Origin of the sequence: Polynucleobacter sp. IMCC30063, from assembly GCF_021395235.1 — a bacterium.
Taxonomy (GTDB): domain Bacteria; phylum Pseudomonadota; class Gammaproteobacteria; order Burkholderiales; family Burkholderiaceae; genus Polynucleobacter.
This window is the reverse complement of the sequence record NZ_JAJVCQ010000006.1, coordinates 22,100-44,114: the sequence shown is the minus strand read 5'-3', so window position 1 is coordinate 44,114 and position 22,015 is coordinate 22,100. Positions and strand designations below refer to the sequence as shown.

Here is a 22,015-nt window from a genome sequence, read left to right as displayed (position 1 = left end):
CGTAAACTCGCTTAAGGTGCTCCGTAGGTCACTAAATAATTAAATAACAAAGGCACGGGGCGCCCTGTAGAGCCCTTCATGGCACCACTTTTCCAAGCTGTACCAGCAATATCTAAATGCGCCCAACAATATTTCTCGGTGAAGCGCTTTAAGAAACATGCGGCTGTCACGCTCCCTGCGGGTCGCCCACCAATATTAGCCACATCAGCAAAATTCGATTTTAATTGCTCTTGATATGCGGCATCCAATGGCAAACGCCAAACCGTGTCCAGTACCGCTTTGCCAGACTCACTGAGTTCTTTGACCAAATTTTCATCGTCGGAAAATAAACCGCTGTGTACGCTGCCTAAAGCAATAATACAAGCGCCTGTTAAGGTGGCCACGTCAATAACTGCGCGGGGCTTAAAGCGTTCTACGTAAGTTAAGGCATCGCATAAAATTAAACGGCCTTCAGCATCTGTATTTAAGATCTCGATAGTTTGACCCGACATGCTTTTGACAATATCGCCGGGTCGAGTGGCTTTACCGGATGGCATATTTTCACAAGTGGGAATAACGGCAATGACATTTTGTTTTAATTTAAGCAGTGCCGCTGCATAAATTGTGCCCATTACCGAGGCTGCACCGCACATGTCATACTTCATCTCGTCCATGGCATCGCCAGGCTTTAATGAAATTCCACCCGTATCAAAAGTAATGCCCTTCCCAACTAATACCGTTGGTGCTGCACTGGGCTTACCGCCAAGATAGCGCATGATAATAAATTGGGGCGGTAACTCAGACCCTTGTGTAACAGCAAGAAAAGAACCCATTCCCAAAGTTTCCATTTGCTTACGATCTAGCACCTCTACTTTCAAAGTGGTTTTTTTAGCCAAGGCTTGGGCGGTTTGCGCTAAATAAGTGGGCGTGCAAACATTGGGGGGCAAATTACCTAAATCTTTAGCTAAATTCATGCCCTCGACCAAAGCCGTGCCCTCGGCCACTGCTATCTTCAAGGCGCTCGCTTCTTTGCCCCCACCAATAAAAATAAATGACTTCAATGGGTCGGGTGTATCTTTTACCTTAAAGCGCATCGCTGGTTGGCGCACGCCAAAGCGATAAACCTGATCTCCAGCCAATTGCATGGTCAGTCGCGCTAATTCGCCAAGCCTTTGCGGATGCGGTTTTTCCATAAAGCTAGCCATTAGCCACAGGGCGGTTTCAATTGCGCCGCCACTCAAGGCCTTAATTGCAGAACGCGCTAATTTGGCATAGCCCAGAATATCGTCACCCGATTTTTGCTGCGCGTCACCTAAACCCACCAATAAAACTCGTTTAAGTTTGACGCCCTGCGCTAGCCAACTAGAGTCGGCCCTTAAAAGGGTCACAGTAGCCTCTTTAGCCTCTAAATCGCCAAAAGTAGACGCCCGTAAAATGGCTCCGCCAAGAAAGCTGTCGAGGACCGCTAATGGCCCTAGGTTACCTAAATTTAGGCGTTGATGGGCTTTCTTAGAGCCCCCTTTCCCAGTAGTCTGGCCCTGTAAATTGACCAAATCGGCTTTGGAATAGGCCATGACCAGGCAATCGCTATCCTGTTTTACTAGGAGCGCAAAAGCTGATTTCAGGTTTTTCGTCGCTCTAAAGTCGGCCTGGGCAAATAGTTTCGTGCTAAATTGGATTGTCATGATGTGATGGAATAAAAGAGGTTTTATCATTATCCTCCGACACGCAATCTGATCCTTGAAACAAACCATTTAGGTCGAAAGATTTTCTCAGGCATGATATTTCAACGCTCACTCAGACGCGAGCTTAGCTTTACTACTGGCGGTGTTTTTCTGATCCTCGTTACGATCATGATTACGACCTTAGTCATTCGTATTCTTGGCTTTGCGGCTAATGGCAAAGTCAATCCTGAAGATGCTTTGGTGTTAATTGCGCTTGCCACTCTCGGTTACACCGCAGTTTTACTCACTGTCTCTTTATTTGTTGCGGTCTTAATCGTGTTGGTGCGCTGGTATAAAGATTCAGAAATGATTGTGTGGTTTTCTAGCGGCTTAAGCATTATGAGTTTAATTCGCCCCATACTCAGCTTTGCCCTCCCCCTAATTGTCATTATTGGGGCCCTAGCAATTTTTGTCTGGCCGTGGGCTAATCGAGAATCTACTGTCATTAGTCAGCGGTTTCAACAACGTGATGATGTCTCAATGGTAACTGCGGGTCAATTTCGAGAATCAGCTAAAGCTGAGCGCGTTTTCTTTATCGAGCAAATTGATGTCGATAAAAATATCATCAAAAATATCTTCGTTGCCGATACTCGCAATCAGCGCCTTAGTATTGCGGTTGCTGAATCGGGCTATCTAGAGAACTCGCCCAATGGAGAAAAAACCGTCGTCCTTCAAAATGGGCGCCGCTATGATGGCCAGCCAACTCAACCTAATTTTCGCATTCTTGAATTTGCGGAGTACCGTACCAAAATACGGAGTAAAGAAATCAAAGCTCCACCTCCGCGGGATCGAGAAAAAGACCTGTTTGAATTACTCGCTACCCCTACCAATCAAAATAAAGGTGAGATCTTATGGCGCCTAGGCTTGCCATTGATGGCTTTAGGATTAGTACTTATTGCCATACCACTGGCTTATGTCAATCCCCGCTTAGGCAATTACACTGCGTTATTTTATGCCGTGTTAATTTATTTAATTTATAGCAATCTATTAAACTTGGCGCAAAATTTTGTAGCTCAAGGCAAATTAAATTTTTTCATGGCCATTTGGCCAATTCACTTTATTGCTCTAGTCATTGCGCTAATACTGATACGCAATCGTGTTAACCCCTCTATTGCGTGGTGGCGTAGACAATTACCTGCGCTGTTTGGTCGGCAATGAAATTAATTTTCCCTTATATTTACGAGCGTTACTTTGCTAAGCAAATCTATGTGGCCTTTGGCTTTATTTTATTTGCCTTAGTAGCTCTATTTTTATTTTTTGATATCTTGGGCGAGTTAAGCTCAGTGAATTCAAAATATACCCTCCCCATCGCTTTACTTCATGTGCTCTTAAAAGCCCCGAATCGGATGATTGAAATTATTCCAATTGCCGGACTCATTGGTAGCATTTATGTATTTGCAATGATGGCCAGTCAATCTGAATTCACCATTTTTCGCATGGCAGGCTTAGATGTAAAACGGGGTCTCATAACCTTAGCAAAAATTTCCTTACCTTTAGTTATTTTCACCTTAGTCGTTAGTGAATGGCTGGGGCCTTACAGTGAGTCGGTTTCCGATCAAATTCGCTCGCGCGCACTAGGAGCCAATTTTGAATCTCAGTTTCGCTCTGGGGTATGGGTGAAAGACCGCTTACGCGATGAAGATGGTTCTGGTCCCATTCGCCCGGGTATTCGTTATGTAAATGTGGGAGAAATTAAAAACGATAATGAAATTCGAAATATTCGCATGTACGAGTTTGACGTCAACTATCACCTTTTATCGATTCGCAATGCCCTCTCAGGCCGCTTCGACAGCGCTGGTATTTGGGATTTAAATCAAGTTACCGAAACTCGCTTTAAAGAGGCCAAAAATAAAGACCCGCTTGATGCTGTTTATTCCGCCACAACCAAAACGTATCCCACCTTAAAGCTGATGTCTGAAGTCACTCCGCAGATACTCGAGGTGCTGTTACTCAACCCCGAGAAAATGTCAATTCAAAGCTTAGGCCGCTTTATTGATCACCTAAATGAAAATAAACAAGATGCTCAGCGCCACTCAATTGCATTTTGGAAAAAATTAGTTTACCCCTTCATCATTTTTGTCATGCTCGCGTTAGCACTGCCCTTTGCTTATTTACGAGTGCGCTCGGGTAGCGTCGGTATTAAAGTATTTGGCGGCATCATGCTCGGTATGAGTTTCCAGCTTTTTAATTCGCTGTTTTCCAATGTGGGTTTATTAGGCTCATGGCCCGCCATACTAACGGCAGTTATACCGCCACTCATTTACTTTGGGCTGGCTCTGTTTGCCCTGCAGCGGGTATCTCGTTCATAGCGTCCTTTTATTACCCTACTTCATTTAGAATGAAGGTTTAAGACCATAAGTTGTATATAGGCTAAGGGTTAGGCAAGACCAACGATGAACTTGCATCAATTTCGCTTTGTCCGTGAGGCAGTAAGGCAAAACTTTAACCTAACTACTGCTGCCAAAGTACTCTTTACTTCACAACCAGGCGTATCCAAAGCGATCATTGAACTCGAAGATGAGTTAGGGGTAGAAATTTTTCGTCGTCATGGTAAGCGGATACGCTCCTTAACCGAACCAGGTAAACGCATCCTTGCTTCAATTGAGCATATTCTTGACGAAGTAGAAACCCTTAAACGCGTTGGCCAAGATTTTGCTAGTCAAGACCAAGGTAATTTTGTCATTGCCACCACGCATACTCAAGCGCGCTATGCCTTACCTAAAGTATTAAGCGAATTTACGAAACGTTTTCCTAAGGTACGCGTTAGTTTGCAGCAAGGTAATCCTAGTCAAATTGCTGAGATGCTAATCCACGATCGTGCCGACATTGCCATTGCAACCGAGGGTATTGCCAATACACCTGGCATCTTAGCGCTGCCAGGTTTTCAATGGCAACATGTCTTAATCGTACCGCTAAGTCACCCACTTTTAAATGCAACTGTAATTACGCTCGATGATTTATGCAAATACCCCTTAATTACTTACGACAAAGCATTTTCTGGCCGCGCCAAAATCGATGCAGCTTTTGCTTCGCGGAATTTACAGCCCGATATTATTCTGGAAGCCATTGATGCAGACGTCATTAAAACGTATGTAGAAACGGGTATGGGAATTGGCATTATGGCGGGTGTAGCTTACGACTCTGAGCGCGATCGCAATTTAAAAGCCCTTGCGGTTGGCCATCTCTTTGGGAATAATGTGACCCATTTAGGGGTTAAGCAAGGTGCTTACTTACGCTCATTCATCTACACCTTCATTGAGTTATTTTCCCCAACCTTAACGAAAAAAATTGTTGAACAAGCAATGTCGAGTACCGCAGAAAATTATCAAATTTAAGTGGAACTCTAGGCGTAATCGAAACCCTAAGGGGCTCTGATTGGCCTACTTGGCAGTTAGATGAGATCTTAACGCCTTAAAATCTGCCAAGCTCCGGAAAGGAATGCAAAAGCTTAGTGCACGCCTCTTGAATGTAAGGTTTAAGGAACTCAGTAGCCCACTCGGGACCCACCCTTTCGAAATTATGCGTACCCATCGGAAATTGTTTGGTGATTTTGAGCCAATGATCTGGATAAGTCTCACAAGAAAAGCGAGCGCCAATATCCGCAGGGCAGGCATGAAATTGGGAATCGATTGACCCCCAATATCCAAAGAAGACATCCTCCATGAAATAGCTTCTCGAGATATGACCCTGAGTGGGGTGGAGCAAATCAATGGTCTTGGAGATATTTCTTAAAGAGAATCCACCGTTACCGACATAAAAGCGTTGGGTACTAAGGGGGATAGGAAAGCGATTAAATAAAAAACTTAGTTTTGGATAACCCACTCGCCAAGGCGCTCCATAATAGTCATACCCTAGCTCACAAAATTCTTGAACGTGATTGCTAAAGACAAAAGCATCGAGTTGGTAGACCAGCATCCATTGATAACGAGCGGCAAAGGTTTCATAAAAACTAGGCTCTAACATGAAGTTGTTATAAATTTGAACGCTTAAAAAGTGCTCAGGCGCAAACCGCGCTATTTTAATCTCTGGCCATAGTGCTTCATAAGCCCCAATATCAAGTCCTTCTGGACACATCAGAGTGACATTTTGAATTTGGAGCTCACGCAGCTGCATAAAAGAGAATGCCTCACTTTTTGAAGGCGTTACTTTATAAACTGGGACGATTGTTAGGTAGGCTGGGGGATTCATGAGGCCCATGAATGATAAATGAGTAAATTTGTATATTCTTCACCTAAGCTCATAGCACCTAAGATGAAACTCTAAGGAAACTGCGTAGCCTTAAGTTATGGGGATAATGCTATTAACTTGGTGCCTCGGGTCGGACTCGAACCGACACGCCTTGCGGCACCGGATTTTGAGTCCGGCACGTCTACCAATTCCATCACCGAGGCTGGTGAAAACGCTTTAGAGGCTAGAGTTTAACAAACTAAGGTATCAAAATCGTCGATCCTGTAGTCTTGCGCCCTTCTAAATCAGTATGGGCTTGAGCCACATCAGCCAAACGGTACTTTTGATTGATTTCAATTTTGACTTTGCCACTTTGTACCATATTAAATAGTTCAGCAGCCATAGGTTCAAGCAAGCTACGGTTCAGAACATAAGTTGACACCGTCGGACGAGTCACTTTTAACGAACCCTTACCAGCCAAGATACTCAAATCAAGCAAGGGAGGCGAGCCCGATGCACCGCCAAAAGAAACTGCCAAGCCCAAGGGTGAAATACAGTCGAGTGTTTGCATAAATGTATCTTTACCAACTGAATCGTACGCTACTGGTACGCCTTTACCGCCGGTAATTTCTTGCACACGTTTGACAAAATTTTCTTCACGATACAAGATAATGTGATCGCAACCGTACGATTTGGCCAGCTCAGCTTTTTCCTTGCTACCAACTGTACCAATGACCGTAGCACCAATCGCCTTTAACCACTGACAGGCAATTAAACCAACTCCGCCAGCAATAGCATGAAACAAAACGGTGTCGCCCTTTTGCACTTTATAAGTACTAGTTAATAAATAGGCTACCGTTAAACCTTGCAACATCATCGCTGCGCCAGTTTCAAACGAAATAGCATCGGGTAATTTAACTAAGATATCGGCGGGCATTACTCGGGCCGCGGCATAAGCACCTGTGGGTCGTCCAGCATATGCCACTCGATCGCCAACTTTGACATGGGTTACGCCGGCGCCTACTTTTTCAATTACGCCAGCCCCTTCCATACCTAAGCCAGCAGGCAGAGGTTGCGGGTAATAACCCATCCGAAAATACACATCGATGTAATTCAAGCCGCAGGCATGCTGACGAATTAATACTTCTCCAGGTCCAGGCTCACCTAATTCCACATCAACATATTTCATTACTTCAGGTCCACCTGCTTCGTCTACACGTATTGCCTTTACCATTTCTTTTGCCATGCTATTACCCACTTTTCTTCATTGATGTCGCGTTTAATTACCGAGGATTATGGCTGTAAGCCAAAAGCCTGCGTTTCTTGCTTTTATTCTATTCCAGCTGAAATACGCCGTAGGAACTGTAAAATACCCTAAAAAGGATACTTCTGCATGGCAGGTCACTCAAAATGGGCCAATATTCAACACCGCAAGGGTCGTCAAGACGAAAAGCGCGGCAAGATTTGGACCAAACTAATTCGCGAGATTACCGTTGCCGCCAAACTTGGTGGGGGTGATGTCGCTACGAACCCACGTTTACGGCTAGCGATAGATAAAGCCAAAGACTCCAATATGCCCAATGACAATGTTCAGCGGGCAGTGCAACGTGGCACTGGCTCGCTTGAGGGCGTGAACTATGAAGAAATTCGCTATGAAGGCTACGGCATTAATGGCGCCGCTATTATTGTTGACTGCCTCACTGATAACCGCACTCGTACTGTAGCGGAAGTGCGCCATGCCTTTACTAAAAATGGCGGCAATATGGGGGCCGAAGGTTCGGTGGCTTTTTTATTTCGGCATTGCGGTCAGCTTTTATTTGCCCCAGGTACGAATGAGGATCAGTTAATGGAAGTGGCTTTAGAGGCTGGCGCCGATGATGTGATTAGTCATGAGGATGGTGCCCTTGAAGTAATCAGCTCGGTGGCGCTTTTTTCCAAGATCCAAGAGGCCTTGCAAAAAGCCAATTTCAAGGCTGAATTAGCGGCTGTTAGCATGCGCCCCGAAACCGATATCAGCCTCACCAGCGATCAGCTTGAAGCGATGCAAAAATTACTCGATGCACTTGAAAATTTGGACGACGTGCAAGCCGTTTATACAAACACTGAACTATGAAATCCTACGCATGAAATTATTACTCATTGGTTCAGGTGGTCGCGAGCATGCTTTAGCCTGGAAAATGGCGCAATCACCACTGGTTCAAAAAGTCTTTATTGCCCCTGGAAATGGCGGCACTGCGCTGGCCACTCAACAACAAGCTGGCATTGAAAATCTTGCCATTAGCGATTTCCAAGCGTTGGCTGATTTTGTCAAACGTGAAAATATCGCCTTTACCGTCGTGGGACCAGAAGCACCGCTAGCTGCTGGCATCGTCGATCTCTTTCGGCAACAGGGTTTGCGTATTTTTGGCCCTAGCCAACTCGCTGCTCAACTTGAATCCTCGAAAGATTTTTCAAAAGCCTTCATGAAGCGCCACGGCATTCCGACCGCCGACTACCAAACTTTTAGCGATCTAGCTGCTGCGCATGCTTATCTAGACGCTAAAGGCGCCCCCATTGTGATCAAAGCCGATGGTCTTGCAGCAGGTAAAGGCGTAGTGGTAGCAATGACCCTTCCCGAAGCACATGCAGCAGTCGAAATGATGTTGGCCGATAACCAATTTGGTAATGCCGGTGCGCGCGTCATTATTGAAGAATTTTTAAGCGGTGAAGAAGCGAGTTTTATTGTGCTGGTTGATGGAAAAAATATGCTTGCTTTAGCGACGAGCCAAGATCACAAAAGATTGCTGGATGGTGATCAAGGTCCCAATACAGGTGGCATGGGGGCTTACTCGCCTGCGCCCGTTGTCACTCCAGAAATTCACGCGCGCATCATGCGTGAAGTGATCATGCCAACCGTTAAAGGAATGGCTGATGATGGCATACCTTATACCGGTTTTTTATATGCAGGTGTGATGATTAGCCCCAACGGGCAAATTAAAAATTTAGAATTTAACTGCCGAATGGGCGACCCAGAAACCCAACCCATTATGGCGCGCTTACGTAGCGACTTAGTGCCGGCATTAGATAAAGCCATCGACGGCAAATTAAACGAAGTGGAATTTGAGTGGGATCGGCGCACCGCCCTAGGGGTTGTTTTAGCAGCGCATAACTATCCCAATACACCGCGCGGCGGCGATACTATTACTGGGATTCCCGCTGACTCTGCAGAGCATATTACCTTTCACGCCGGTACCAAGCTTAACGGTAATACCCTTCTTACTGCTGGCGGACGCGTCTTGTGCGTCGTGGGTCTCGCTGATTCAGTACGGGCAGCACAAAGCAAAGCATACGCAGCCATCGACAAGATTCACTTTGATGGCATGCAATATCGCCATGACATTGGTTATCACGCCATTAAATCAATATGACCACCACCACAATCGATATCGCCCTTATTAAAGACTATTTTTTAGGCCTACAAAATCGCATTACCTCAGCGCTGAGCGAATTAGACGGCAAAGCATTTATCGTAGATGAATGGCAGAAGCCTCCAGATAGCAAACTGAGGGGTTCAGGCCGCACTTGTATTTTAGAAAATGGTAATGTGCTTGAAAAAGGTGGGGTTGGTTTTTCTCATGTGCATGGTGACCAAATGCCTGGTGCCGCCAGCCAAAATCGTCCTGAGGTTGCAGGTCGCGGCTTTGAGGCAATGGGCGTGTCATTAGTATTTCATCCGCATAATCCGAAAGCGCCGACTACCCATATGAATGTGCGCTGCTTTATTGCTCAAGCACCTAATCAAGAACCTATTTGGTGGTTTGGCGGGGGATTTGATTTAACCCCCTACTACGGCTATGACGAAGACTGCCGTCATTTTCACCAAACCGCTAAAGATGCCCTAGATCCTTTTGGTGCTGATTTACACCACCGCTTTAAGCAATGGTGTGATGATTATTTCTACCTTAAGCACCGTGAAGAGCCACGCGGCATTGGTGGTATATTTTTTGATGACTTTAATGAGCTGGGTTTTGACAAGAGCTTTGCAATGATGCGTGCAGTCGGCGATGCCTTTATCAACGCTTATTTACCGATCCTGCAACGCCGCTATCAAGAGCCCTATACTCCCGAAGAAAAAGATTTTCAAGAATATCGCCGTGGACGTTATGTTGAATACAATCTCATTTTTGATCGCGGCACTATTTTCGGTTTGCAATCAGGTGGGCGTTCAGAATCGATTTTGATGTCACTGCCGCCCATTGTTAAATGGCGCTATAATTGGCACCCTACGCCCAATACTCCCGAAGCAAAGCTCTACGACTATTATCTACAACCGCGTAATTGGTTGGCTTAATTTATGTCATCAGAAAAAAATGGTCGCTTGCAGCAAGTTATTGGTATTTTGGGTGGCACCTTTGATCCGCCACATTGGGGTCATCTCGAGCTAGCCAAATATTTTTGCGCACAATTTAATCTCGATGAACTCATTTTGATACCAAGTGGTCAGCCTTGGCAAAAAAGTGTGCAAATTACCCCAGCACCTATCCGACTGCAATTAGCCGAGGCAGCAGCGCTTACTTTAAGGGCAGAGTTAGCAACCAAGCAAATCAACACTGTAATTACTGTCGACCCAATGGAAATTGAACGAGGCGGGCCTAGCTATACGATCGATACCGTGCAAGCCCTACGCCATGTGCTTGGTAACGAGCTTAGTATTATTTGGTTGATGGGAGCTGATAGCTTGATGCAATTACCCACTTGGCACGATTGGCAAGGATTGCTGCATTATGTACATTTAGCTGTTGCTAGTCGGCCTGGCCATCCCTATGAACTCGAACGAAATCCCGCATTAGCTGAGTTTGTCAAAGCACATGAAGCGCATTCAGCTTCTGAGTTAGAAAAGCTGCCTAAAGGAAAAATTCTTCTCGACGATCAATTTGCAGTCGATTTATCCTCTTCTGTCCTGCGTCAGAAAATCACTGAGCCCGATTTATCCTCTGGGTTGCCAAAAAATATCAGTGACTTAATCAGGCAATTAGGCCTATATCAAAGCAAATAACAATAAACACCGATAATGCAATACCGACTATCTTCAACTGACTTAAGAGCCCATGGAACTGCGTAAACTACAACGTATCATTATTGATGCCCTAGAAGATGTAAAAGCCCAAGATATTCGCGTCTTCGATACTAGTGGCCTTAGCGATCTCTTCGACCGCGTGGTTATTGCTACTGGTGCGAGTAATCGGCAAACCCGCTCCCTAGCGTTATCCGTTCAGGAGGAGGTTGAAGCCAATGGCGGTGAAGTCATTTCTATTGAAGGATTGGAAACTGGCGAGTGGGTCTTAGTCGATTGTGGCGATGTCATCGTCCATATTTTGCAACCCATGCTACGGGCATACTATCAACTAGAGGGTATGTGGGGCGCCAAGCCTGTGCGGGTGAAGCTGGCCACTACTAAAAAATTAGTTAAGGCTAGCGAGTAAGTCGAGTTACTGTAAACAGACTTCATTTAGATGCACCTCACTATTATTTCGGTAGGACATAAGATGCCCGCATGGGTTACAGCGGCCACCAACGATTACATCAAGCGTATGCCTGCCGATTGCAGTATTGCTATTAAAGAACTGAAGCCGGCGCTAAATTCTGCTAAAGACGCAATCCAGATTGAGGCAGCAATTCCTAAAGGCGCCCATGTCATTGCCTTAGATGAACGTGGCCAAGATATTAGTACCCAAGACTTGGCTAATCATTTGGCGCAATGGCGCCAAGATGGTATTAACATCACTTTTCTCATTGGTGGCGCTGATGGTTTAGACCCAAGCTTAAAATCGCGGGCTAATGCGCTCTGGAAGTTATCTAGTCTTACTTTGCCGCATGCTTTCGTCCGCGTTTTACTCAGCGAACAACTGTACCGGGCCTGGACTATTCTGCAAGGCCATCCCTACCACCGCGAATAATCATGTTTGCTTTTATTTATCTTGCTTCGCAAAGTCCTCGCCGTCAAGAGTTGCTCACTCAATTGGGAGTTCGCTTTGTGCCGCTATTAGCATCAAGCAATGAAAATGTTGAGGCTTTAGAAATCCCCTTGCCCCATGAAACTGCATATGCATATGTTGAACGAGTTACCCAAGCCAAAATCAGAGCCGCCCAATTACGCTGGCAAAGCCGTGTGCACCAGGGTGAAAATCTACCGTGGGCGCCGATTCTTTGTGCTGATACTACGGTGAGTCATGATGCAGTAGAAATTATTGGTAAGCCCCAAGATACCTATGACGCTCAACGCATTTTAGAAATGCTAAGCGGCAAAGAGCATCGGGTGCTCACTGCAGTTTGCGTCTTAGCTGCACCAGATCAAGCCCCTAACTGTCTCATACAAACTTCGCAGGTACGTTTTGCCAAGCTCGATAAAGCCACCATTGATGCTTATATTGCCAGTGGTGAACCCTTTGGCAAAGCGGGTGCCTATGGGATTCAAGGCCTCGGCGGTGCCCTCATTGAATCGCTGGCTGGCAGTTATAGCGGTATCATGGGTCTACCCCTTTATGAAACTGCTCAGCTACTGACTCAAGCTAAAGTTAGCTTTGCCCTCAATTACACCAACACTAATTAGCATGAATGAAGAAATCCTCATAAATATCACTCCCCAAGAGACGCGGGTAGCGATTATTCAAAATGCCGCTGTACAAGAACTACGTATTGAGCGCACCCGCCAACGTGGCATTGTCGGTAATATTTATCTCGCTAAAGTTGCTCGTGTCTTGCCTGGCATGCAATCGGCCTTTATCGATATCGGTCTAGAGCGCACTGGCTTTATGCATGTAGCCGATATCAATCAAAGTAATAACCAAACGCAAATTGAGAAACTGTTATTTGAAGGTCAAACTTTATTAGTGCAAGTCTTAAAAGACCCGCTTGGCACTAAAGGTGCGCGCCTCACCACCCAGCTCAGTATTGCTGGACGTAATTTAGTTTATTTACCAGATCTGGGGCGAGCTGATCAAACTGAACCCCATATTGGTATTTCCCAAAAAATTGATCAGCCCGAACAACGCGAAGCCATTAAGGCACGCATTAGTACGCTAATGCCAGCGAATGAAAAAGGTAGCATTATTGTGCGCACCAGCGCTTTAGATGCGAGTGATGCCGAGCTTCAATTAGATTTTCAATACCTTGCAACAACTTGGCACAACATTCATCAAGCCACCAGTCAAACTAGTGCGCCCGCTTTATTATTTCAAGATTTAAGTCTAGCTGAACGCGTCTTACGCGATTTAGCTGGAGAAACTACTACCCAAATTCGGGTCGATTCAGCTGAAAATTTTGCCAAATTAACTTTGTTTGCTACCGCCTACACGCCCAATTTAACCCATAAGTTAGTCCTCCATCGGGGTGAACGTGCGCTGTTTGATTTATTTGATGTTGACGCCGAAATTAATAAAGCCCTAGGGCGCCGAGTTGACCTTAAGTCGGGAGGCTATCTGATGTTTGATCAAACGGAGTCGATGACCACGATTGATGTTAATACGGGTAGTTTTGTCGGCGCGCGTAATCTAGACGACACGGTATATAAAACCAATTTAGAGGCTGCTCAAGCAATCGCCAGGCAACTACGCTTACGTAATTTGGGTGGCATCATTATTATTGATTTCATTGATATGGATAGTAAGGAACATCAAGACGCGGTGCTTTATGAATTGAAACGGTATTTAGAGCGTGACTATACCCGTACTACGGTGAACGATTTTTCTAGTCTGGGCTTAATCGAAATGACTCGCAAACGCACTCGGGAATCATTAGCCCACATTATGTGTGAGCCCTGCCCAATTTGTACGGGCAAGGGAGAGGTCAGAACCCCTCAAACTGTTTGTTATGAAATTTTGCGGGAAATTATTCGCGAACACCGCCAATTTAATCCTAAAGAATTTCGCATCGTTGCTGCCCCCGATGTGATTGATCTTTTTTTAGAGGAAGAAAATCAATTTTTAGCCATGCTGGGTGACTTTATTAAAAAACCGATTCGTCTACAGGCAGAAGGTAGCTTTCGCCAAGATCAGTACGATATTGTCTTAAATTAAAGTTTGCTCAAAAACTTCTCTTGCTACCTTAGGCATTAGCAAACTGCAAGCGATGTAAATTGGCGTACATGCCATTATGTGCAATGAGCTCTGCATGGGTTCCATTCTCGATGACTTTGCCATGCTCTAGAACAATGATGCGATTAGCGTGTTCAATGGTCGATAAGCGATGTGCAATCACTAAAGTAGTACGTCCACTCATTAAACGTTCAAGCGCGTCTTGTACTTGACGCTCGGATTCAGAATCTAATGCGGAAGTCGCCTCATCCAAAATCAAAATGGGGGCATTTTTATAAATCGCCCGAGCAATCGCTAAGCGTTGGCGCTGGCCACCAGATAAACGATTGCCATTATCACCAATCAAACTGTCAATCCCTTCGGGCAGTTCACGGATTAATGCTGAAAGATTGGCTGCCTCCAGAGCCTCAATAACCCGACCCCGATCAATTCCGCCTTTAGCGGCAGAACCATAAGCTACATTTGCGGCAATCGAGTCATTAAATAAAACCACGTCTTGACTAACAAAGGCAATTTGGCGTCGTAAATCAGTCAACAAGAGTTCTTCTAAGGGAATGCCATCGAGGGTAATAGACCCTTGCGTAGGACTAAAGAAGCGTGGCAATAAATTAACTAGCGTCGACTTACCTCCGCCTGAAGGCCCAACAAAAGCCACAATTTCACCAGGCTGAATATGAAAATCCACTTGCTTTAAGGCGTCTTGACGCCCCTCTTCCTGCTCATAAGAAAACGAAACATGACTAAATTGAATTTCACCGCGGGCTTTATTTAGCGGTGTAGCCCCAAGCTGTCGAGAGTCGTCCTCCTCGATCGTCTGATCGATTAGAGCAAAAATCATTTCCGCTGCAGTCAGTCCGCGTTGCAAAGGTTGGTTAATATCAGCCAAATGCTTTAAAGGTGAAATGACTAACATCATTGCGGTGATAAAAGCGGCAAAGCCACCAACCGTGACCCCCTCCGTTGCCGATTGCATTAAAGCCACTACCAAAACAACTGATAAAGCCATCGAGGCGATCAGTTGGGTAATGGGTTGATTTAAACCACCCGCAATTGCCGACTTCAAACCAAACTCGCGCAAGCGATTGGCCTTTTCCATAAAGCGTTGCATTTCATAATCTTCACCGCCATGCACTTTAATAATTTTGTGACCACCAGCTGTTTCTTCGACGATATAAGCCAAATCACTTGTTAAGGTTTGCTGCTGGCGATTTAAGGAGCGCAGTCGACGATTAATGCGCCCCATGATAAAAGCAATAATGGGAAAAATAATGAGTACTAACAAGGTCAGTTGCCAATTGAGATAAATCAAATAGGCAATTAGCCCCACCACGGTTAACGAATCTCTAACCAAACTGATCAGCATGCCGCCCATAATAGACAGGACATTATTCACTTCAAAAACTACTGCATTAATTAAGCTCGAGGCCGAGTTTTTTTGGAAAAAATCGGTTTTGGCCCGTAAAAGGCGATTAAACATTTGCTCACGCAATTTGAGCAAAACCTCAGTAATGACTCTGGTTAAGAGGTAATTGGAAAAAAACTGGGCAAAACTGCGAATAATGGCTAAACCCACTAAAAAGGCCGGAACTTGCCATAATTTGTCGTTCAACTGTCCTGTAAAGCCCCGGTCCAATAAGGGCTTCATCAGAGCTGGAATGGCAGTTTCTGACCCTGCAACCAAGGCCATAGAGAGAATCGCCCCTACAATAAGGGCTGCATGGGGCCGTAAATATTGAACTAAACGGGTCAGGGCTACACGGTCTTCAGCATTCATATAATGAATTATGCCCACCTTATCAGTCATACTCATAACTCGCAATGAAGAAGCCAATTTGGCCGACTGCCTAAACTCCCTTGGAGATTTAGCCACGCAGATCGTGGTAGTCGATACAAATAGCGTAGATCAGACCCTAAAAATTGCCACAGAGTTTGGTGCAACCATCGCCCAACCCGCCGATTGGCCAGGCTTTGGCCCCCAAAAAAACCGGGCTCTTGACCTTGCGAATAGCGAGTGGGTTTTATCCCTTGATGCCGATGAGCGCCTCACCCCAGAACTGCGAGCTGAAATTCAGCAGGCTATCGAGCACCCCCTTGGCCAAACCTGTTTCGCCATTCCGCGCTCGTCTTGGTATTGTGGTCGCTTTATGCGTCATTCGGGCTGGACTCCAGACTATGTCAATCGCTTATTTTTACGCGGTACTGCGCGCTTTTCAAATGACCTAGTCCATGAGCAGTTAATGAGCAGCGCAACCCATGGCAAACCTATTGGCAAATTGAAGCAGCCGATGCTGCACTACAGCTTTATGAATGCAGCACAGGTGCAACAAAAAATGCAGCGCTATGCCACCGCTGCAGCTGAACAGGCTTTTGCCCGAGGTAAAAAAAGTTCTCCACTTAAAGCAATCACACATGGCGCATGGACTTTCATCCGTACTTATATTTTGCAAGCTGGTTTTCTCGATGGCTCGCAAGGCTTTAGTCTAGCCATTTCGAATATGCAAGGCACCTACTACCGCTATATCAAATTATGGCGCCTCAATCAACAACAAGCAGTTGCCAAGGAAACACCGCAGGCATGATCTCCATTTTATTGGCAACCTATAACTGGCCTAAAGCCTTGGCGCTTTGCCTCGATTCTTTGCGCACGCAAACCGATCTTGATTTTGAAATTATTATTGCTGATGATGGTTCGGAAGGCAGCACACGAGCAATTATTGATGCGGCAAAAAAACAATTTCCAGTGGCCATTACGCATCTGTGGCAAGCTGATATTGGCTTTCGCAAAACCCAAATACTAAATCAAGCAATTCAGGCTGCCAGTGGCGACTATTTTATTTTTCTCGACGGCGATTGCATTGTGCAACCCGATTTTGTCGCTCGCCATCGTCAGCTTGCTCAAGCAGGATATTTAGTGACTGGTAGTCGCATCTTGGTTAACGATCAATTAACCCAACGCATTTTGCAGTGGCCGCAATGGGATTTTTCCCAATTTTTAGCGCATAGCTTTGTCTACCGCTTATGCCACGGAATTAACAAGTATTTACCTTTGCATCTGAAATTCGCCGATGGCACTTGGCGACATTACCGCCAATTTGTCTGGCGCCGCATCAAGGGTTGCAATATGGCCTGCTGGCGGAGCGATGCGTTAGCCATTCAGGGTTTTGATGAAAGCATGACGGGTTGGGGTCACGAGGATGCTGATTTTATCTTTCGTTTACAAAAAAATGGGGTGATCCGTAAATCTGGCTCATGGTCAACTGAGGTGCTGCATTTATTTCATCGCATTCATGATCAAGCCAATGCTGCCGAAAATGCCGCGCATGTGCGCGCGCAAATTATGGCGAAAGCGGTCGTTGATTTGAAACCACCCAAACGCGTGCTGTTCATCGCTACCCGCCAAATTGGAGATGTTTTGGTCACCACCCCCCTCATTCGACAAGCACGCGAATTATGGCCAAAAGCAGAATTTCACTTTCTTGGATATCGCGGCAAATTGGATATGCTCAAAGGGAATGCAGACATTCAAGAATGGATTGAAACCGCTGATCGGCCTAATTTTAGGGAATATCTCAGCCTCTTTAAGCGTCTCTTTCAACGCTATGATTTAGCCTTAGTGACCCAGCCCAGCGATCGCGCTTATTTCTATAGTCTGATAGCAGCTCCACGACGCGTCGGTGTCGTAGCCAACCATCCGCAAGGCGAGATCACCCAAAAATCAACTAGTTTAAAAAATGCGTGGAAAAAATGGATTAGTCTGCAAAACATTGAGGTTGATTATTTTCATCAGCATGTCGTCATTGAAAAAATGCGCTTACTAGAGCCCTTTGTAAGTAATGCCACTTTGTTTGCCAATCCTCTTGCAGTTATTCCACCCTCACCAGCAGATCTCAACCCAGCATTTGTAGCGCAAATTACTGAAGGACTGCGCACTAATAAATTAGCGATACTGCATACCGGTCCACTAATGGCCTACAAACGTTGGCCTCTAACGTATTGGCAAATTTTAGTGGTCTATTTAGTAAAGCAAGGTTGGCAAGTCGTATTAAGCGCATCATCTGCACCCCAAGATTTAGAATTAAATGAGGCTTTAATATCTCTGTTAGATCCCAGCATACGAGCTCATGTAGTCGATACCAAAGGTGCTTTATCGATTCCCCAAATGGGTAGTTTATTGCGGCAAGCAAAACTGTATGTTGGTATTGATACGTCAATTACCCATTTAGCCGCAGCCTGCGGTACCACTACGATTGCTCTTTTTGGGCCTACCCCACCGAGTAATTTTGGTCCATGGCCGAATGGTTTTATCGGTACGACGCCCTATGCGCTACGGGCCCGCAGTCAAACTGTGGCAAACGTGACTATTTTGCAAGGGCCTGGAGAGTGTGTGCCCTGCCGTAAAGCAGGTTGCGATGATCGCGCCGATAGCCGCAGCGAATGTCTCGACCTCTTGGAGCCAAGTGAAGTCATTAGTGCAATCGAAGCAAGTTACTGATACTGTACAACTACTGCATTGGCTTGCTTAGCAGCAAATAACTGATGCAAGCTATGCAAACATGCATCATCGGGATATAAACGCAATTCATCAGGAAATTGCATTAAGCATGCACCCCCTTGTGCAGTAACTGCTGCAGTCAAGGGTAAGCCACGCACCATATCATTGCTGGGTTTCACCCGATTAGCAATTAAGTAGGGGTCCATTTGGCTGCGTAACATTTTTAAGTCGAGGCCCGCATCAATGCAAACATGAACATTACGGGCAAAGCGTAAACGGGCGCCAGCAATATCCATTACTTGCTCCGCGACAATCCGCATTCCGCCAGAAAATTTATCTGGCATCACATTGACTTTGGCAATAAGTAACTCATCCTCCTTGAGCCAAGGTCGATTGGGTTCATACACTTCGCTGTATAAAGTGACCTCAAGCGCTGCGGTCCCATCATCAATCGTCGCAATCATCATGCGGCCACGTTGCCCAGTTAGCATTCGCGCCGAAGTAATAATGCCAGCCACCAATTGATCCTTACCTTCGGTAATTTTACGCAAAGGTTGCCGCACAAAGTGCTCAACCTCGAGCCGATAGGCATCAAAAAGATGACCAGTGAGACATAAGCCCAAGGCAGTTTTTTCTTCTTGGAGGCGTTTCTTTTCAGGCCATACTGGCTCACGCACTAACTCTGGTAAATGGCGATCACCATCATCTACCGAATCGAATAGGCTCACCTGATGAATCGATGCCTCAGCCTGTTCAGCCGCCTCAATTGCCCGTGCTAATGATGCTAGAAGGGTGGCCCGAATATCGTACCGTTTTGCTCCCGAGTTTTGCTCTACAGGATATAAAACATCAAAAGCGCCCGCGCGCAGTAAAGCTTCAATCGCGCGCCGATTTACTTGGCGCCGATCAATGCGAGCACAAAAATCAAACAGGTCTTTAAAGGGGCCACCGTTTTCCCGCACCTTCACTAAAGCTGCAATAGCTGCTTCACCGGTACCCCGCACAGCCCCTAGGCCATAGCGAATTTGATGCAGTGGTAAGTCAATAGCGTCTTCAGCCAAGCGCAGAGGGGTAAATTCATACGTTCCGGTATTGATGTTCGGTGGCAAAACAGTAATTCGATTCTGCAAGCAATCGTCATACAAAATTTTGACTTTGTCTGTATCGTCCATCGCTAACGATAAGTTGGCAGCCATAAATTCAGCGGGATAATACGCTTTAAGCCAAGCAGTTTGATAAGCTAATAAGGCATAGGCTGCCGCATGGGATTTATTAAATCCGTAGCCAGCAAAACGCTCCATCAAATCATAAATTTCGTGCGCTTTACTCTCACTAATGCCGCCCTGCTTTGCACCATCGCTAAAAATTTTACGGTGCTGTGCCATTTCCTCAGGCTTTTTCTTACCCATCGCCCGACGCAGTAAGTCGGCGCCACCCAAAGAATATCCGCCAATGGTTTGCGCCATTTGCATCACCTGCTCTTGGTAAACCATAATGCCGTAAGTTTCGCGTAATACTGGCTCAATCCGAGGGTCGGGATATTCGACTTTTTGTTTACCATGCTTACGACTAATGTAATCGGGAATCAGATCCATTGGTCCTGGACGATATAAAGCAACGAGGGCGATAATATCCTCAAAGCGATCGGGCTTAGCTTCGCGCAGCATACTTTGCATGCCGCGACTTTCCAATTGGAAGACTGCAACGGTATTGGCTTTTTTCAAAATATCAAAGGGTGCAGGATCGTCAAGTACTATTTCACCAATACTCCAGTGCTTGCGGTCAGCATGCAGTGCACGAATCCAGCGTTCAGCAGCAGCCAGAATGGTGAGGGTAGTTAAGCCTAAAAAGTCAAACTTCACTAAGCCAATTGCCTCGACATCGTCTTTATCAAACTGACTAATGACCGAATTGCTATCTTGGTCTTTAGAGTCTTGTGTATATAACGGACAAAAATCAGTTAACTTACCTGGCGCAATTAAAACGCCGCCAGCATGCATCCCCACATTGCGGGTGATGCCCTCTAATTGCTGAGCTAAAGCCAATAATTGTTTAACTTCATCTTCATTTTTTTCGCGCTCGGCTAATTGCTTTTCTTCTTTTTTAGCCATTTCAATCGTGACAACCTGGCCTGGTTTATTGGGTACTAACTTCGCAATGCCGTCGACAAAGGTATAGCCTTGCTCGAGCACGCGCCCAACATCACGAATTGCCGCCCGCGCAGCCATCGTGCCAAAGGTCACAATTTGGCTAACGGCATCGGCACCATACTTATCTTTTACATATTGAATGACTCGGTCACGCCCATGTTGACAAAAATCAATATCAAAGTCGGGCATGGAAACCCGTTCTGGATTTAAGAACCGTTCAAAAAGTAAGTTGTATCGCAAGGGGTCAAGATCAGTAATGCCTAATGAATAAGCTACCAAAGATCCGGCGCCTGAGCCACGCCCTGGACCAACTGGCACACCATTATTTTTCGCCCAATTAATGAAATCAGCCACAATTAAAAAATAGCCTGGAAAACCCATTTGCTCAATGGTTTTGACTTCGAAAATTAAGCGTTCACGATAGCGCTGCTCATGCGCTGCACGCTCTTCAGGCAGAGGAAAATTGCGCTCGAGATGGCGTACCAAACCCACTTCAGCTTGTTGCAATAAATAATCACCCAAGGTAATTCCTGGCGGGGTAGGAAACTCAGGTAAGCGCGGTTGCCCCAACACCAATGACAGATTACAGCGCTTAGCAATTTCTACCGTATTCGCTAAAGCGCTAGGTAAATCGGCAAAACGAGTAGCCATTTCAGCTTGGGTTAAAAAATACTGCTCGGTAGTAAATTTTTTCTGGCGCCGCGGGTTACCTAGTAACTCACCTTCCGCAATACAAACGCGCGCTTCGTGTGCCGTGAAATCGTCTTTTTTCATATATTGCACGGGATGCGTTGCCGCGACCGGCAAAGCCATTGCACTAGCAAGCTGGCAAGCAAGTTGCAGATGCTGCTCATCTTGGGCATGACCGGCGCGCTGAACTTCAATGTAATAAGCATCAGGAAAAATAGCTTGCCAACGTTTAGCAGCTGCTTGAGCTATGGCTTCTTGGCCATTTAAAAGCGCTTGACCCACATCCCCAAGGTGTGCGCCTGACAGGGCAATTAAACCACTAGCTAGGGTTTTACCTGCCGCTCGATCAGACGCTTTTGCAGCAGGTTCTAAAAACCATTCCGGCTGAATTTCAGCCCGCCCACGCGCTTGATTATCTAAGGAAGCACGCGTTAGGAGTTGGCATAAATTGAGATAACCCGCATGATTCTGCACCAACAATAAAAGCCGATAGGCTTGTTCGGGTTCCTGGGCATTACTAATCCACACATCACTACCGGCAATCGGCTTAATTCCTTCGGCGCGAGCTTTACTATAAAATTTGACTAAGCCAAATATATTACTCAGGTCGGTTAAGGCAATTGCGCCCATTTGATCTTTTTGGGCTGCAGCCACTACCTCTTCAATCCGCACCACGCCATCCGTAATTGAAAATTCGGAGTGAAGGCGTAAATGAACAAATTGGGGCGCGGTCATGAGATG

17 protein-coding genes, 1 tRNA gene and 1 pseudogene are annotated in these 22,015 nt (G+C 45.8%); 13 read left to right on the top strand and 6 right to left on the bottom strand.

Going from position 1 to position 22,015, the window contains the following annotated elements:
• Positions 1-11: 11 nt before the first annotated feature.
• Positions 12-1,664, bottom strand: a complete 1,653-nt coding sequence (locus tag LZG75_RS11010) for a leucyl aminopeptidase (RefSeq protein ID WP_233937551.1) — start codon at positions 1,662-1,664, stop codon at positions 12-14.
• A 93-nt stretch (positions 1,665-1,757) separates the two neighbouring features.
• On the opposite strand from LZG75_RS11010, the gene lptF reads away from it, so the two are divergent.
• From lptF to LZG75_RS10995, 3 genes are all read left to right on the top strand, one after another.
• Positions 1,758-2,861, top strand: coding sequence for an LPS export ABC transporter permease LptF (gene lptF / locus LZG75_RS11005; protein ID WP_233937550.1), 1,104 nt, complete (start codon positions 1,758-1,760; stop codon positions 2,859-2,861).
• Positions 2,858-4,012, top strand: coding sequence for an LPS export ABC transporter permease LptG (gene lptG / locus LZG75_RS11000; protein ID WP_233924773.1), 1,155 nt, complete (start codon positions 2,858-2,860; stop codon positions 4,010-4,012). Before lptF ends, lptG begins: the two co-directional genes overlap by 4 nt.
• 84 nt (positions 4,013-4,096) lie before the next feature.
• A complete protein-coding gene (locus LZG75_RS10995) occupies positions 4,097-5,038 on the top strand; it encodes a CysB family HTH-type transcriptional regulator (RefSeq protein WP_233924774.1) in 942 nt (313 codons plus the stop codon).
• A gap of 76 nt (positions 5,039-5,114) precedes the next feature.
• Here LZG75_RS10995 and LZG75_RS10990 read toward each other — a convergent pair whose 3' ends face one another.
• From LZG75_RS10990 to LZG75_RS10980, 3 genes are all read right to left on the bottom strand, one after another.
• Positions 5,115-5,816 carry a DUF5672 family protein gene (locus LZG75_RS10990; protein ID WP_233937549.1) on the bottom strand — a complete coding sequence of 234 codons (702 nt, stop codon included), beginning with the start codon at positions 5,814-5,816 and terminating at the stop codon, positions 5,115-5,117.
• Positions 5,817-6,009: 193 nt separating this feature from the next.
• Positions 6,010-6,094: transfer RNA gene (locus LZG75_RS10985), tRNA-Leu, on the bottom strand.
• A 35-nt stretch (positions 6,095-6,129) separates the two neighbouring features.
• A complete protein-coding gene (locus LZG75_RS10980) occupies positions 6,130-7,104 on the bottom strand; it encodes a quinone oxidoreductase (protein ID WP_233924834.1) in 975 nt (324 codons plus the stop codon).
• Between the two features lie 159 nt (positions 7,105-7,263).
• Here LZG75_RS10980 and LZG75_RS10975 point away from each other — a divergent pair, with 159 nt between their 5' ends.
• The 8 genes and pseudogenes from LZG75_RS10975 to rng all read left to right on the top strand — a co-directional run bounded on the left by LZG75_RS10975 (position 7,264) and on the right by rng (position 13,924).
• A complete protein-coding gene (locus LZG75_RS10975) occupies positions 7,264-7,983 on the top strand; it encodes a YebC/PmpR family DNA-binding transcriptional regulator (RefSeq protein WP_233924776.1) in 720 nt (239 codons plus the stop codon).
• A gap of 10 nt (positions 7,984-7,993) precedes the next feature.
• The gene (gene purD / locus LZG75_RS10970; protein WP_233937548.1) at positions 7,994-9,277 is read left to right on the top strand and encodes a phosphoribosylamine--glycine ligase; all 1,284 of its coding nucleotides are present in this window, start codon (positions 7,994-7,996) and stop codon (positions 9,275-9,277) included.
• Positions 9,274-10,200: an oxygen-dependent coproporphyrinogen oxidase gene (hemF, locus tag LZG75_RS10965; protein ID WP_233937547.1), complete on the top strand. Its 927-nt coding sequence runs from the start codon at positions 9,274-9,276 to the stop codon at positions 10,198-10,200. Before purD ends, hemF begins: the two co-directional genes overlap by 4 nt.
• A 3-nt stretch (positions 10,201-10,203) precedes the next feature.
• Complete coding sequence (gene nadD, locus LZG75_RS10960) at positions 10,204-10,905, top strand: nicotinate (nicotinamide) nucleotide adenylyltransferase (RefSeq protein ID WP_233924782.1); 702 nt, start codon at positions 10,204-10,206, stop codon at positions 10,903-10,905.
• 52 nt (positions 10,906-10,957) lie between these two features.
• Positions 10,958-11,329 (top strand): annotated as a pseudogene (gene rsfS, locus LZG75_RS10955) (ribosome silencing factor); the annotation flags it as partial.
• Between the two features lie 33 nt (positions 11,330-11,362).
• Positions 11,363-11,806, top strand: coding sequence for a 23S rRNA (pseudouridine(1915)-N(3))-methyltransferase RlmH (gene rlmH, locus LZG75_RS10950; protein WP_233924784.1), 444 nt, complete (start codon positions 11,363-11,365; stop codon positions 11,804-11,806).
• Positions 11,807-11,808: 2 nt separating this feature from the next.
• Positions 11,809-12,459, top strand: a complete 651-nt coding sequence (locus LZG75_RS10945; protein WP_233924786.1) for a nucleoside triphosphate pyrophosphatase — start codon at positions 11,809-11,811, stop codon at positions 12,457-12,459.
• Between the two features lies 1 nt (position 12,460).
• Positions 12,461-13,924 carry a ribonuclease G gene (gene rng, locus LZG75_RS10940; RefSeq protein ID WP_233924788.1) on the top strand — a complete coding sequence of 488 codons (1,464 nt, stop codon included), beginning with the start codon at positions 12,461-12,463 and terminating at the stop codon, positions 13,922-13,924.
• Positions 13,925-13,952: 28 nt separating this feature from the next.
• On the opposite strand, the gene msbA is transcribed toward rng, so the two are convergent.
• Complete coding sequence (gene msbA / locus LZG75_RS10935) at positions 13,953-15,716, bottom strand: lipid A export permease/ATP-binding protein MsbA (protein ID WP_233937545.1); 1,764 nt, start codon at positions 15,714-15,716, stop codon at positions 13,953-13,955.
• A 10-nt stretch (positions 15,717-15,726) separates the two neighbouring features.
• Here msbA and LZG75_RS10930 point away from each other — a divergent pair, with 10 nt between their 5' ends.
• Complete coding sequence (locus tag LZG75_RS10930; protein ID WP_233937544.1) at positions 15,727-16,521, top strand: glycosyltransferase family 2 protein; 795 nt, start codon at positions 15,727-15,729, stop codon at positions 16,519-16,521.
• Positions 16,470-18,434 (top strand): glycosyltransferase family 9 protein, encoded by a 1,965-nt coding sequence (locus LZG75_RS10925; protein WP_233937543.1) that lies wholly within the window; start codon positions 16,470-16,472, stop codon positions 18,432-18,434. The genes LZG75_RS10930 and LZG75_RS10925 overlap by 52 nt, the downstream gene beginning before the upstream one ends.
• On the opposite strand, the gene dnaE is transcribed toward LZG75_RS10925, so the two are convergent.
• On the bottom strand, positions 18,428-22,009 hold the full coding sequence (gene dnaE, locus LZG75_RS10920; RefSeq protein WP_233937542.1) for a DNA polymerase III subunit alpha: 3,582 nt from the start codon (positions 22,007-22,009) through the stop codon (positions 18,428-18,430). The genes LZG75_RS10925 and dnaE overlap by 7 nt on opposite strands.
• Positions 22,010-22,015 lie beyond the last annotated feature (6 nt).